Source organism: Bifidobacterium asteroides, assembly GCF_003202755.1.
Classification (GTDB): domain Bacteria; phylum Actinomycetota; class Actinomycetes; order Actinomycetales; family Bifidobacteriaceae; genus Bombiscardovia; species Bombiscardovia asteroides_F.
In genome coordinates, this window is the sequence record NZ_QGLK01000001.1 from 939,529 (window position 1) to 953,658 (window position 14,130).

The window sequence follows — 14,130 nt, forward strand, 5'->3', positions numbered from 1 at the left end:
TGGTTTTGCTTGCAGGACTCGCGCGTCTGCAAGCCGGGTATATCGCCAGCCTGGGGAAGCGGTTAGAATCGTTAAGCATAACGCCGTTTCAGCAGGGAGTGGTCATGCAGAACATGCAGCAAGAATTCACGCGTCCGCTTGAGGAGCCGATAGATGCTGATGCCAGCGTCTTTTCCCTGCTTGAGGACAGGGTTGAACGCCTGGGGGACGATCCTTTGATCGAATACCGGAGCGGACGTGAGTGGAGCACCATCACTGCCCGTGAGTTCCGGGACCGCGTTGTCGCGCTGGCCAAAGGGCTTATGGCCCGGGGCATAGGCCAAGGGGACTCGGTGGCCATCGTCTCGCACACCCGATGGGAGTGGACTGCCCTGGACATGGCTATCCTGTCCATCGGAGCGGTGACGGTGCCGGTCTACGAGACTGACTCTCCCGATCAGATTCGGCGCATCTTCAACGACTCTCATGTGGGTATGGCCTTTTTGGAGGATGACGACATGAGGGCCCGTGTGGACGCTGTCCGGTCCCACTGCGCCTATCTGAACGACCTGTATGTGATTACCAGAGGAGCGCTGACCACTCTGACCGCCTACGGACAGGCGGTGGACCAGGCGGACTTCCAAGCCCGAGTCGACTCGGTGCAAGGCTCCGACCTGGCCACTATTGTCTACACTTCAGGCTCTACGGGCAAGCCCAAGGGCATAGAGCTCAGTCATAGCAACATTGTCTTCACCGTCCGTTCGGGTGCTCAGGCGGTACCTGACATCTGCTTGGGTGAGGGTAGACGGCTTCTGCTCTGCCTGCCTCTGGCACACGCTTTCGCCCGCTGCTTGCAGTTCTTCGCCATTGCCACGGATCTCACCCTGGGGCTTACGGGGTCCATCCGCAATCTGCTGCAGGACATGCAGACCTTCAAGCCCACTTTCATTTTGGCTGTGCCGCGAATCTTTGAGAAGATCTACAACGCCGCCTCCCAGCGAGCAGGAACAGGCGCCATGGGCAGGATTTTCCTGGATGCCGCAGGAGTGGCCAGGCAGTGGTCCCGTCATCAGCAGAACGGCACCCGCGTTCCCATGTCGTTGAAGACCAAGCACCTCATGTATACGGGCACCGTCTACGATCCCATCCTGGAGGCATTGGGCGGCCGAGTCAAGTATGCCATTTCGGGCGGAGCTCCACTGGAGAGGGACATTGCTGACTTCTTCAACGGCATAGGCCTGCCCCTGCTGGAGGGCTACGGCATGACCGAAACCATGGGTCCTGTGACGGTCAACCCCACCAAGGACTACCGGCTGGGAACCATCGGCCTTCCCATGCCTGGCATCACTGTGGGTATCGACCAGGAGGGCCAGCTCTGCGTCAAAGGCCCCGACGTGTGCATGGGTTACCACAACCATCCAGAAATCACCACCAGGCAGATTCGCGACGGCTGGCTCCTGACTGGCGATCTGGGCAGTCTGGACGAGGACGGGTTCGTTCGGCTGACTGGCCGACGTAAGGAAATCATCATTACTGCTGGAGGCAAGAACATTTCGCCGATGCTTCTGGAGACGGCTGTTGAACGTTCGCCCATCATTAGCCACTGCATGGTCATCGGAGACCGCAGGCCATTCATTTCGGCCCTGATCACTCTCAATTCCGAGGAGGTCGACCGCTGGCTGCGGGACCAGGGCGCTGAGCCCCTGAAAGAGGCCGCTGCAGCTGGGGAGAACCCCATCATCCGCACCGAGGTCGACCGTGCAGTGGACGCGGCCAATGCCCAGGTATCCCGGGCCGAGGGCATCCGCCGCTATCTGATTCTGGACCAGGACTTCACTCGTGAAAACGGTCTGCTGACCGCGTCATACAAGCCCCGCCGTCAGGAGGTTCTCAAGCGGTATGAGGATCGGATCGAGCAGGAGATCTATGCTCAAAGACCAGCATCAGCAGGTTTGATGTAGCCGGTATCAATCAGCGTCGCCTTGAGGTTGGAGGCCGAAACCGCAACCAAGGGTCTTGACAGACGACGCACTTGTTTGCCGTCCTGGTTGACGGTCTGGATTGTATCCATGGCTGGCACCTTGCCCTGGCTGTTGAGACTGACACAGGCCTTGGCAATATCAGCCGCAAGCCCCAGTCTGTCCTCCAGCCCGGTCATCCACTGCTGTCCGTCCACGATTTGGGGAATGTTGTCCACGTAGGCGCCATATCCGCTGATGATGGGCCAGGCGGTGTGGTCGTCGGAGGACGTGGATTCTTGGGTCTTGCCCGTGGCCTGTGAAGAATCCGTTTGCGATCCCGTCGAATTCTGGTTTGCAGGGCTGTGGGCGGGTTTGGGCACGCGCTGACGGTGCAGATCCTGACGGCCGGCCATGGATCCCATGATGCCGGATATGGAGATCTCCGGGTTGACGTCCGCCGACGAACCGCGATATCCCAAATCCCTGAGCTCAGAGACCACTCCGGAAACGATGAAGTCGTTCATGGCCAGAATGCCGTCTACTTCGGTGTGTGATTTAGCGCCGTCGTTCATGGATAGACGGGATGCCAGTTCTTTGCCTGTAGCCGAGGCATCCTTGCCTGGATCGAAGGCGACAGCCTGCCAGTCCTGCTCGGTACTGTCGGCCTGCAGGCGTCCCGAGGGACTGTCCGCCCGTCCATCCTTGAAATATGGCCCTAGCACCTGCCAGATTCCGGCGAAGGCCTGGGCGGGGAAGGAATTCTGATCCTCTTGCTGGCCCTGCTCAGCCCGGCTGGCTTCAGCACCTTTGTCAGCAGAGGATGCATCGGCCGGGCGGTTCGGCAACAGAATCTCGATGCGGCAGGGGTTGTCCTTGCTGGCCTTGTCCAGCTCCAGCTTGCTGGCCAGTTTCTCCGCCTGCATCTGACCAATGGCCCGTGCGTCAGACAACTGTACGAACAGATCCGGTTGAATGCCCGGCACTTGGTTGGCCATTAGCACCACATGCATGCCCGCTCCAGCAGCCAGACGCAGAGACGAGACCAGACGTGAGCGTGCCTTGTCTTTGGCATCGGCATCCAGTGACTTGCTGATATAGTCGCCATACTGGCGGGTAATGGAGTCTGGCGAGGTCATGGGTGCCACCACCAGTGTGGTCGGCTCTGAGCTCTTTCCGGCCTTGCGCTCCGAAAGACGGTTGACCACGTAATCCTGCAGTTCCTTGCTTTGATCCTCAAGATTCCCACTGGTGTAGGCATCGATGCGCTTGCTGGAAAGATGCTCCTTGGACAGTGCCGCCTTGAGCTCAGGAATCAGAGCGGCCCACTTATTGATGGGCGTGTGCTGGGAAAGGGTGATGCCGTCAGAGGGGGTGAAAATGGCCACCGTACCGGGTACTTCGGCAGCGGCAGTAGGAGTAGCCAGGCTCTGCGGGGCGCTCGGGGACTGTTCCCCCTTGCCTAGGGCCGGACCGCAAGCACCAGTCGATGCCACTATGACCAGGCATGCCAGCAGGGCCAGCAAGCCGGACAAATGCCGTGCAAAGCCGGTCTTCTTCACATTCGCTCCTTCGTCCCGACAGAGCCCGACTATGGCCGGGTCCCGAGCAACCATTCTATGGGCTCTCGGACAGGAGCGCATGAAGCGTCGATGATTTTGCGCCCACGGTTCTCGTCAAGGAGCAGATGGTCAAGACTGATCCGAGCGATTTAACTGCATACAGTGGAGAAAGCAGACGGCGCTTTGTCTGCTCGGCTGGTCTGCCGACCTGCTAGTCCGCCACAGCTGAAGCCATACGTTCGGCAAGGGCATGGTTCAGGGCATCCATGAAGTCCTCGGTGTCCAGCCAAGGCTGATCAGGACCGACCAGGCTGGCCAGGTCCTTGGTCATGCGGCCGGAGCGCACAGTATCGATAACTACAGATTCCAGAGTTTGCGCAAACCAAGCTACCTTGGGCGTATCATCCAGTCGAGCCCGTTGCTTGAGACCGCCGGTCCAGGCGAAAATGGATGCGATCGGGTTGGTGGAGGTGGTTTCGCCCTTGAGCCAGCGCCGGTAATGCCTGGTCACGGTCCCATGGGCAGCCTCGGCTTCTACAGTTTGCCCGTCGGCCGTCATCAGCATGGAGGTCATAAGGCCAAGAGACCCGAACCCTTGAGCTATTGAATCGGACTGGACATCGCCATCGTAATTCTTGCAGGCCCAGACGTATCCGCCCGGCCACTTGAGCGAGGAGGCCACCATGTCGTCGATCAGCCGATGCTGATAGGTCAGTCCTTCTTCCTCGAACCGACTCTGGTATTCCTGCTCGTAGACTTGTGCGAAAATATCCTTGAACCGACCGTCATAGGCCTTGAGGATGGTGTTCTTGGTGCTCAGGTAGACCGGATAGTGCCTTTGCAAGGCATAGTTGAAGCAGGAGCGCGCGAAGTCGCGGATGGAATCATCAAGGTTGAACTGCACTTGAGCCACGCCCGGACCTGGGTAGATGGTCACCTGTCGGTTCACCGGGTCGCTCCCGTCATCAGGAGTGAACACGACGCTTAGCTTTCCCGGCCCGGGAACGGTGAAATCAGTCGCCTGGTACTGGTCGCCAAAGGCATGGCGGGCCACCACAATGGGTTTGGTCCATCCGGGAACCAGCCGGGGAATGTTGTCGATGACGATGGGCTCGCGGAAGATGGTTCCGCCAAGGATGTTGCGGATGGTGCCGTTGGGCGACTTCCACATGCGCTTGAGACCGAATTCCTTTACGCGGGCCTCGTCTGGGGTAATGGTGGCGCACTTGACTCCCACGTGCTCGCGCTGAATGGCCTGAGCCGCCTGCACGGTGACCTCGTCGTCGGTGGCATCCCTGTTGCGGATGCCCAGGTCGTAATAGTCCAGGTCCACGTCCAGATAGGGCAGAATCAGCCGTTCCTTGATCATTTTCCAGATGACCCGGGTCATCTCGTCACCGTCGAGCTCGACGATGCGTCCCTTCACGGCGATCTTGTCCATGGCGGCCTCCTATCGGTCGGCGGGTCGGGGGCCGGATTCTGCTCCCGATGCCGCAATTGCGCTCGCGAACAGTTCTATCCCAAGTTTGTTACTCTCTGTTCCCCTGCTCGTAACCCGTTCGTAGCACGCCGGAGCGTCATCATGAGGCGCTAGGCTGACAGACATGACACAGGAAATCGAAATTGGTCTCGGCAAGAAGGCTACAGTCGCCTACACGCTCGATGATGTTTCCATACTCCCTTCAAGGAGGACTAGGGATCCCCAGGATGTCTCCACGGCTTGGCAGGTGGATGCCTACGAGTTCGACCTGCCTTTGCTGGGGGCGCCCATGGATTCGGTGAGCAGTCCGGAGACGGTAATCGCCCTGGGACGTTTAGGCGGGTTGGGTGTGCTTGACCTGGAAGGATTGTGGACCCGATATGAGGATCCGCGTCCGCAGCTGGACCGGATAGCCCATGCCTCGCCGGAGCAAGCGACTGGGATCATTCAGGAGGTCTACCGGGAGCCGGTCAAGACAGAGCTGATTACCCGCCGCCTGCAGGAGATTCGCAAGGCCGGGGTCACAGTGGCCGGGGCTCTGTCCCCTCAGCGCACGCAGGAGTTCTACACCACGGTGGTTGATGCGGGCGTGGATCTCTTCGTTATCCGTGGAACGGCGGTCTCGGCCGAGCATGTCTCCACCAGCCATGAGCCCCTGGATTTGAAGAAGTTCATCTACGATCTCGACGTTCCGGTCATCGTTGGCGGGGCCGCTACCTACCAGGCTGCCCTGCATTTGATGCGCACGGGTGCTGCTGGGGTCCTGGTCGGGTTCGGCGGGGGAGCCTCCTCAACTGACTCCGCCACCATCGGCATTCAGGCCCCCATGGCCACGGCCATCTCGGATGTGGCTGAGGCGCGTCGCGACTACCTGGATGAGTCCGGCGGACGCTACGTTCAGGTCATCGCCGACGGTGAGACCGGCACCTCGGGGTCCTTTGTCAAGGCCTTGGCCATGGGGGCCGACGCGGTCATGCTGGGCACGCCTCTGGCTAAGGCTACCGATGCTCCCGGTCAGGGCATGCACTGGGGAGCCGAGGCCCATCATCCTGAGCTGCCGAGGGGTCGCAGGGTCCAGGTCGGCCAGGTGGGGAGCCTGGAGCGCATACTCTTCGGACCCAGTGATCGCACCGAAGGCAGTCTGAATTTGATCGGCGCTCTGCGGCGAGCCATGGCTTCCACCGGCTACGTGGATGTCAAGAACTTCCAGAAGTGCCGTGTGGCAGTGACTCCTGCTCCCCGCAGCTAAGCAGAAGAAGACATTCACAGCCTATTTATTTTATTTATAACCCTTACATTTACAATCCCTCTGCGCATTCCTGCTCTGAACGTAATCGCTGTCGTTGCGTCAGTAGCTCGCTGCGCCTCGCCTGCATGGGAGGGGGAGCATGCACGTCGAAGTGCGAGGAGAGAAGTATGACGGATTATATGGATCTAGCACCGGCCTGGGATAGTGAGCAGGCAAACGAGGATCCAACAGGACAGGAGTTCGACGGCTGGTGGCCGTCCACCTGTACGCAAGTGCCGCTTGGACTTGGCGACATCAATCTGACAGTGCGAACGGTCAATTTCGTCCGACCGGGAGATGTTGCTGAGAATGAGGGACTGCCTGGGAGTCTCAAGCGAATTCTCGTCAACCTGTGTGCATTGGCTTCCAGGGTCTTCGATGTGCTGCGGGGCCGTCTGCCGATCAAGAGCCTGGATCGTGTGCTCAACCGCGTATGCATGGAACGGCTGGCCCTGCTGGCCCGGTTGCTGCATGATCGGCATCTAGGCATGGTTCGCACTGCAGATCATGCACGCATGACATACCTACCGCTGATTCCTAACCTGGTTGAGATCTACCGCGTGGACCGCGACCGATACGAAACCACCATCAGATGCCTGGTCGGCGAGCGCACTGTGCTGGCCAACATGATTGTCGCCAGAAGCGGTTCGCGCTGGGTCTGTGTGCGCTTCGACATGGGCTAGGCGGCGGCTTTGGCGGGTTGACCCATATGATGGTGGGTATGTTGCGTGAATATACGGTCGAGCTTCAACACCCGACGACGGACAAGGACACCATCTATTCACTCCTGGCAAAACGCACCGCTCGCGATCCTGAGGAGCTGGTTGCCCAGTGGCAGGATCCCATGACCAGAAACTGGCACGATGTCAAGGCCGGGCAGATGTCCGCACGGGTTCGCGCCGTGGCCAAAGGCATGATGGCCCTGGGTGTGGGAAAAGGCAGCACCGTAGTCATCTATGCCTCTACTAGCTACGACTGGGGAGTCACGGACTTCGCTTGTGCCGCCATCGGGGCGGTCTCTGTGCCCATCTATGAGACCGACTCGCCTAGCCAGGCCCAGAAGATCGTTCAGGACGTGGACTGCGTCCTGGCGTTTGCCGGCGACTCGGAGCATGCGCAGATCCTTGAGCAGGTCCGGGGGTCATCGCCCAAGCTCAAGTATGTATTCAATTTCGAGGCGGGGGGTCTGAATGCAGTCAGCGAATTCGGCCAGGGGATTGACGACGAACGCCTGGATCAGGCCATCGCCCAGGTCAAGGCCGACGATCTTGCCACAATCGTCTACACTTCGGGCTCCACCGGTGAGCCCAAGGGCGCCATGCTTTCCAACCGGAACTTTGTCCACATCGTCTTCGTGGGCTGGGATGTGCTCTACCACATGCTGGCAGCCCCCTCCCGCCTGATGCTCTTCCTGCCCCTGGCCCACTGCTTCGCCCGTTACATCCAGTACGTGGCCATAGGCGCTCAAGGCGTGGTCGGATACGTCTCTAACGCCAAACACCTGCTGACTGACCTGCGCACCTTCCGGCCCACCTATCTGCTGGGTGTGCCACGCGTCTTCGAGAAGGTCTACAATGCCGCCTCACAGAAGGCCGGTGCAGGTCTGGCAGGCAAGGTCTTTGCCAAGGCCACCAGGCACTTCATCAAGTGGTCCAAGGATGAGCAGGAGGGGCGCGGCCACTCGCCATTGACTCGCCTGGCCCATGCCTTCTACACCAAGACCGTCGGCAACACGATCGAGTCCGCCCTGGGCTCCAATCTGAGCTATCTGGCCTGCGGCGGCGCACCCATGAACGCAGACCTGGCCCACTTCTTCAACGGAATCGACGGGATTACCTTCATTCAGGGATACGGAATGACCGAGACGGCGGCCCCCTGCATTGTCAACTTCGAGGATGCCAACGAAGTTGGGTCGGTCGGTCGACCTGGCTCGGGCATCACGGTCAGGCTGAGCGACGACGATGAGCTTTTGGTCAAGGGCCCCAGCGTCTTCATGGGCTACTACCACCAGCCCGAGCTGGATTCCACCGTACTTGACAAGGACGGTTGGCTGCATACCGGCGATCTGGCCCAAATCGATGACCAGGGCTTCGTCTTCATCACTGGCCGCAAGAAGGATGTCATCATCACAGCCGGCGGCAAGAACGTAAGCCCGGCGCCTTTGGAGGATGTAATCAGCACCTGTCCGATAGTCTCCCAGGCCGTGGTCGTGGGCGACGGCAGACCCTTCGTTGGCGCCCTGGTCACTCTGGATGCCGGAATGCTAAAATCTTGGCTGGCCTCCCAGGGCCTAGATGCTGATATGAGCATGGAGCAGGCCAGCCATAACGATGCTATCCATGCCTTCATCCAGCAGTATGTAGACAAGGCCAACTGCAACGTCTCACGGGCCGAGTCGGTGCGCAAGTTCCTGGTGCTGGACAAGGACTTTAGCCAGGAGGACGGTACCCTGACCCCCAGCCTGAAGGTGGTGCGCCCCGAGGTGCTCCGTCAGTATGCCGAACTTGTGGACAAGGTCCTTTATGCGCCCAGGACGCCAGTCAAACCCGCTGTCAAGGAGAACGACATCGTCAGCAGGGCACGGACCACCATGAGCGATTCCTTGGCCAGCATGACCGGACGCAAGCGTGAAGGCCGCCAGGAGGAGGAAGCAGCCCTGGAGGACGAGAAGGACGGCCGCGACGGCCGGGATGACGAGGAGTAGGCAGTGGCGATTCGTACAATCAGAGTGGTTCCCGATCCGGTTTTGCGTACCCCCTGCGATCCTGTGACCAGCATCACCCCGGCTGTGCGCAGTCTGGTGCGTGACCTGGTGGACACTGTCGACGATCCAGGCAGGGCAGGACTATCGGCCAATCAGATCGGCGTGGGCCTGCGCGTATTCTCGTATAACATCGGCGGCAAGGTGGGCTACATCATCAATCCGGTCATCGACAAGACCTCCGGCGAGCAGTATGGCGAGGAGGGATGTCTGTCCCTGCCCAACCTCTGGTATCCGACCAGGCGGGCCGACTACGCCCGAGCCCACGGCATCGACTTGGACGGCAAGACGGTGACCCTCGAAGGCCATGGCATCATGGGGCGGATGATCCAGCACGAGTGCGATCACCTGGACGGTCATGTCTATGTGGATCGGCTGGAGAGCGATGTCCGCCGCAAGGCCATGCAGCAGCTGAGATCAGCCAAGTAGGCAGAGGGCGAACATGATACCCGAGGTCATTGGCCTCGGGTATCATGGTAATTCGGCGTGTCATTGCGCAGGTCCGCTGTCACGGGTGGGCAGGCGCGCCAAGAGTATTCCCGAACACACGCCGCAAATTCGCGCCATGTCCGCGACGCCCTGTGTCGGTCGGCTCTTCGGAGTTGCACGCAGGTGCACATGGCCAGGCAATAACCGACAATGAAAGGTACGGACATGGCACAGATCACCATGAGCGAAATGCTGAAGGCCGGCGTCCACTTCGGACACCAGACCCGTCGTTGGAACCCCAAGATGAAGCAGTACATCCTGATGGAGCGCAACGGCATCCACATCATCAACCTCTTCAAGTCGCTCGGTCTGATCGACCAGGCCTATGACTTCATCAAGCAGACCGTGGCCCACAACGGCACCGTGCTCTTCGTGGGGACCAAGAAGCAGGCCCAGGAGGCCATCAAGGCCCAGGCCACCCGGGTGAACATGCCCTACGTCTCCGAGCGCTGGCTGGGCGGCATGCTGACCAACTTCCAGACCGTGACCAAGCGGGTCGGCCGCTTGAAGGAGCTGGAGGAGATGGACTTCGACGATGTCCACGGCTCGGGGCTGACCAAGAAGGAACTCCTGCTCCTGCGGCGCGAGAAGGACAAGCTGGAGCGCCAGCTGGGTGGCATCCGCAACATGAACCGCACCCCTTCGGCCCTGTTCGTGGTCGACATCAACAAGGAGGCCCTGGCGGTCTCCGAGGCCAACAAGCTGGGCATTCCGGTGGTGGCCCTGGTGGACACCAACACGGATCCTGAGCTCGTCACCTACCCCATTCCCGCCAACGACGATGCCATTCGCGGCGTCGAGCTGCTGACTCGGCTGATGGCCGATGCCGTGGCTGACGGTCTGCTGGAGCGCTCTGGCAAGGCCGCCAAGACCGAGGAGGCCTCTGACCAGCCCATGGCCGAGTGGGAGAAGAATCTGCTGGAGAACAAGGATGGACAGCCGCAGGAGCAGGCCCAGGAGACCGCCCAGGCTCCCCAGGCCGAGCAGCCCGCGCAACAGCAGCAGGAGACCCCCGCTGCCGATCAGGCCGCCTGAAATTTGGCGTCTAGATGATGCATTCAGGAAAGACCAGATAGGAGAGTTTTATGGCAAAAATCACCGCTGCACTGATCAAGGAGTTGCGTGACCAGACCGGCGCCGGCATGATGGACGTCAAGAAGGCCCTAACCGAGGCCGAGGGCGACATGGCCCGCGCCAAGGAGATTATCCGCGCCACCGGCATCCAGGCCGCAGGCGCCCGTGAGGGCCGCAAGGCTCAGGAGGGCCTGATCGCCTCCACCGTCATCGAGGGCGGACAGGGTCAGATCGGCTACGCCGTCGAGCTCAACTCCGAGACCGATTTCGTGGCCAAGACCCCTCAGTTCATCGAGTTTGGCCAGGAGGTCATCGATGACGTGGCCAAGGCTGATGCCTCCAACGCCGAGCAGGTCGATGCCGCTCCATCCAAGTCAGGCACCGTCAAGGAGACCGTGGAGGAAGCTGGTGCTCTCTTCCATGAGCACGTCAAGGTCGGCCAGGTGGCCCGGGTCGAAGGTCCCCGTGTAGAGATTTACGCCCATCGCAAGTCTGTGGAGATGCCCCCATCCATCGTGGCCATGATCGCCACTGATGAGGCCGGCGCCCAGGTCGCCCATGAGGTGGCCCTCCAGATCTCCGCCATGAGCCCCAAGTGGCTCAGCCGCGAAGATGTGCCCGCTGATGTGGTGGAGTCCGAGCGTCGCGTGGCCACTGAGAAGTCCCAGGCCGAAGGCAAGCCCGAGAAAATCATTCCCAAGATCGTCGAGGGGCGTCTGAACGCCTTCTTCAAGGAGACCGTTCTGTTGGAGCAGCAGTACGTCAAGGACACATCCAAGACCATTGGTGACCTCTTCAAGCAGGCAGGTGGCAAGGCTCTGGCCTTCGCCCGTCTCGAGGTCGGCAAGGGCGACGAGGAGTAGTAAGTAGCTCAGCAATGTTTTGCGTCGTCTGCTTGATCTTGTCTAAGGTACTGGCAAACGTCCGGCATTGATGGCAGGGGAGTGGCTTTCGTAGCTGCTCCCCTTCTTTTGTCCTAAGTCAGTTCCCAGGGCCTATTCCCTCGGTCTGCTCAAGAGGGGTTGTCGCCCAGCCCAGATACTCTATTATCGGCGTATTCCGCCCGTCATCATGTCTGGAGAAAGGGCTTTTATGACCGGATCCGATTCAGCGCAAAACCAAGCATCGCCTCGTCGTGTGCTGCTCAAGCTCTCCGGAGAGGCCTTCGGAGGAGGCGAGGTCGGCATCGACGTGCAGGTGGTCAAGCGGGTGGCCAAGGAGATCGTCCAGGCGGTGCAGGGCGGCGTTCAGGTGGCCATCGTGGTGGGCGGTGGCAACTTCTTCCGCGGAGCCGAGCTCAGTCAGGCCGGAATCGAACGTTCGCGCGGCGACTACATGGGCATGCTGGGCACGGTCATGAACTGCCTGGCTCTGCAGGACTTCCTGGAGCAGGATGGTCAGGCCACCAGGGTGCAGACAGCCATCACCATGGGCCAGGTGGCCGAGCCCTACATTCCGCTCAAGGCCATCCGCCACCTGGAGAAGGGACGCGTGGTCATCTTCGGCGCCGGATCCGGCATGCCTTACTTCTCAACCGACACGGTCTCCATACAGCGGGCCTTGGAGATACATTGCGTCGAGGTCCTCATGGGCAAGAACGGTGTGGACGGTGTGTATACGGCTGATCCGCACAAGCAGGCTTCTGCGCGAATGTTCACCAATCTCAGCTACCAGCGGGCCCTAGTGGACAACCTGGCCGTCATGGACGCGGCAGCGCTGTCCATGGCCCGGGACAATGACATGCCCATCCGCGTCTTCGGACTGGAGGGTGAAGGCAACGTGACCGGTGCGCTTAAAGGCCAGCGCCTGGGCACCTTGGTCCACGGCGGTCCTGATCGTACCCTGTGACCGGTTGCGGGCACACACCCCGCGCCGCTTGGCCCCTGTGGCCCCATGGCCGTAGAGTATAAGAATGACGGACCTCGCGCGCACAGGCGGATGGTCCATACAGCAAGGAGCAGATCATGACCACAGTGGTGGACCAGGCCGGCAGGCAGATGGACAAGAGCATCGAGGCGACCAAGGAGAACTTCTCGGGGATCAGGACCGGGCGCGCCAACCCCTCCTTCCTCAACGACATCATGGTGGAGTACTACGGCACTCCCACGCCCATCAAGTCACTGGCATCCATCGGCGTCCCGGAGCCTCGTACCCTGGCCGTCACCCCCTTCGACCCCTCCCAGGCGGGTGCGGTCGAGAAGGCCATCCGCGACTCCGACCTGGGCGTCAACCCCAGCCGTGACGGCAACGTCATCAGGGTCACCATGCCCGAGCTGACCGAGGAGCGCCGCCGGGACTACGTCAAGCTGGCCAAGAACAAGGCCGAGGAGGGCAAGGTGGCTGTCCGCAACATCCGGCGCAAGGTCAAGGAGGAGCTGGAGGCCAAGGTCAAGGACGGCGACCTGGGCGAGGACGAGGGCAACCGGCTGCAGAAGGAGCTGGAGACCGTCACCAAGCAGAAGAACGACACGATCGACCAGCTCCTGGATGCCAAGGAGAAGGAGATCCTCGAGGTCTGATCCGCCTGGGGAGGGTCCACACTTCATGAGTACCAAGGAAAGCTTAGCCGAGAAGGCAGGTCAGGATGCAGTCGCAACCCTGAACAAACGCACCGGGCGCAACATGCCGCAGGCGGTGGCTACCGGTGCGCTTCTGGTGGTTATCATCCTGGCCTGCATCCTGGTGCGCATCGACGCATTCATCTATCTGATCGTGATCTTCATGACCCTGGGGCTCTGGGAGCTCAGGGTGGACTTTGCCACGGCGGGCCTGCACATACCGGTGGTCGAGCTGTGGGTATGCTCGGCGGCCACCATGCTGGCCTCGTTCTACGCGCCGGACCATGTGGCGGTCATGACCGCCGGTGTTCTGATCACTGCCCTGGTCGGAGCTCTTGCGGCCACCCGCAACCATCGTCCGGGCGGCCGTCTGCTCAAGGCGGTGAACGCCAAGCTGTCGGGCAAGGATGCTCAGACCATGGCCGATGCCTCCTACGGCACCGCAGAGGGTGAGAGCCGGTCAAGCAGCCTGGCCAATGTGGGAGTCACCCTCCTGACCGTTGTCTACATCACCCTCCTGGCCTGTCTGATAACCCTGCCCACCACCTTCGGCGGGCATCCCGCCGCACATGCTTTCATGGTGATTTTCCTGCCTGCCTTGAGCGACATCGGCGGTCTTCTCTTCGGCTCCCTCTTCGGCAAGCACAAGATCTCGCCCCGCATCTCGCCAGGCAAGTCCCTGGAGGGTCTGGCAGGCTCCATGCTCTGCTGCCTGGTCGGTGCCCTGGTCATCTTTGCGGCCACCTACCCCATGGCGGATTGGGGACGAATCTGGTGGGTCGCCCTGCTCATGGGCATCATGGTCGGAGCCACAGGCACCCTCGGGGACCTGAGTGCCTCCTTGATCAAACGCGACCTGGGGATCAAGGACATGGGCCACCTGCTCAAGGGCCACGGCGGAGTGCTGGACAGGGTGGATTCCATCCTCATGTCCGCACCGTTCATCACACTGGTTCTTTTGACTACCGGCCTGTGACCGGA

General features: G+C 60.8%; 12 protein-coding genes. 10 read left to right on the top strand and 2 right to left on the bottom strand.

Features of this window, described 5'->3' with window-relative positions; all coding sequences use genetic code 11:
• The first annotated feature begins 113 nt into the window (after window positions 1–113).
• Complete coding sequence (locus tag DKK74_RS03505; RefSeq protein ID WP_181414911.1) at window positions 114–1,940, top strand: AMP-dependent synthetase/ligase; 1,827 nt, start codon at window positions 114–116, stop codon at window positions 1,938–1,940.
• On the opposite strand, the gene DKK74_RS03510 is transcribed toward DKK74_RS03505, so the two are convergent.
• Both DKK74_RS03510 and DKK74_RS03515 read right to left on the bottom strand, forming a co-directional pair.
• Window positions 1,910–3,499 (bottom strand): hypothetical protein, encoded by a 1,590-nt coding sequence (locus tag DKK74_RS03510; RefSeq protein ID WP_181414893.1) that lies wholly within the window; start codon window positions 3,497–3,499, stop codon window positions 1,910–1,912. The genes DKK74_RS03505 and DKK74_RS03510 overlap by 31 nt on opposite strands.
• A gap of 211 nt (window positions 3,500–3,710) precedes the next feature.
• Window positions 3,711–4,940 (bottom strand): NADP-dependent isocitrate dehydrogenase, encoded by a 1,230-nt coding sequence (locus DKK74_RS03515; RefSeq protein ID WP_110412755.1) that lies wholly within the window; start codon window positions 4,938–4,940, stop codon window positions 3,711–3,713.
• Window positions 4,941–5,103: 163 nt separating this feature from the next.
• Between DKK74_RS03515 and DKK74_RS03520 the strand changes: the two genes are divergently transcribed.
• From DKK74_RS03520 to DKK74_RS03560, 9 genes are all read left to right on the top strand, one after another.
• Entirely contained in the window at window positions 5,104–6,228 is a 1,125-nt protein-coding gene (locus DKK74_RS03520; RefSeq protein ID WP_110412756.1) for a GuaB3 family IMP dehydrogenase-related protein, read from the top strand.
• Between the two features lie 167 nt (window positions 6,229–6,395).
• The gene (locus tag DKK74_RS03525; RefSeq protein ID WP_110412757.1) at window positions 6,396–6,950 is read left to right on the top strand and encodes an Rv3235 family protein; all 555 of its coding nucleotides are present in this window, start codon (window positions 6,396–6,398) and stop codon (window positions 6,948–6,950) included.
• Between the two features lie 38 nt (window positions 6,951–6,988).
• Window positions 6,989–8,971 carry an AMP-dependent synthetase/ligase gene (locus tag DKK74_RS03530; protein ID WP_110412862.1) on the top strand — a complete coding sequence of 661 codons (1,983 nt, stop codon included), beginning with the start codon at window positions 6,989–6,991 and terminating at the stop codon, window positions 8,969–8,971.
• Window positions 8,972–8,974: 3 nt separating this feature from the next.
• Window positions 8,975–9,457, top strand: coding sequence for a peptide deformylase (locus DKK74_RS03535; protein ID WP_045935314.1), 483 nt, complete (start codon window positions 8,975–8,977; stop codon window positions 9,455–9,457).
• A 225-nt stretch (window positions 9,458–9,682) separates the two neighbouring features.
• Window positions 9,683–10,552: a 30S ribosomal protein S2 gene (gene rpsB / locus DKK74_RS03540; RefSeq protein WP_110412758.1), complete on the top strand. Its 870-nt coding sequence runs from the start codon at window positions 9,683–9,685 to the stop codon at window positions 10,550–10,552.
• Window positions 10,553–10,602: 50 nt separating this feature from the next.
• A complete protein-coding gene (tsf, locus tag DKK74_RS03545) occupies window positions 10,603–11,454 on the top strand; it encodes a translation elongation factor Ts (protein ID WP_110412759.1) in 852 nt (283 codons plus the stop codon).
• Window positions 11,455–11,683: 229 nt separating this feature from the next.
• A complete protein-coding gene (pyrH, locus tag DKK74_RS03550; RefSeq protein ID WP_110412760.1) occupies window positions 11,684–12,439 on the top strand; it encodes a UMP kinase in 756 nt (251 codons plus the stop codon).
• A gap of 116 nt (window positions 12,440–12,555) precedes the next feature.
• Window positions 12,556–13,110: a ribosome recycling factor gene (gene frr, locus DKK74_RS03555; RefSeq protein ID WP_110412761.1), complete on the top strand. Its 555-nt coding sequence runs from the start codon at window positions 12,556–12,558 to the stop codon at window positions 13,108–13,110.
• A 25-nt stretch (window positions 13,111–13,135) separates the two neighbouring features.
• Window positions 13,136–14,125: a phosphatidate cytidylyltransferase gene (locus tag DKK74_RS03560; protein WP_110412762.1), complete on the top strand. Its 990-nt coding sequence runs from the start codon at window positions 13,136–13,138 to the stop codon at window positions 14,123–14,125.
• Window positions 14,126–14,130 lie beyond the last annotated feature (5 nt).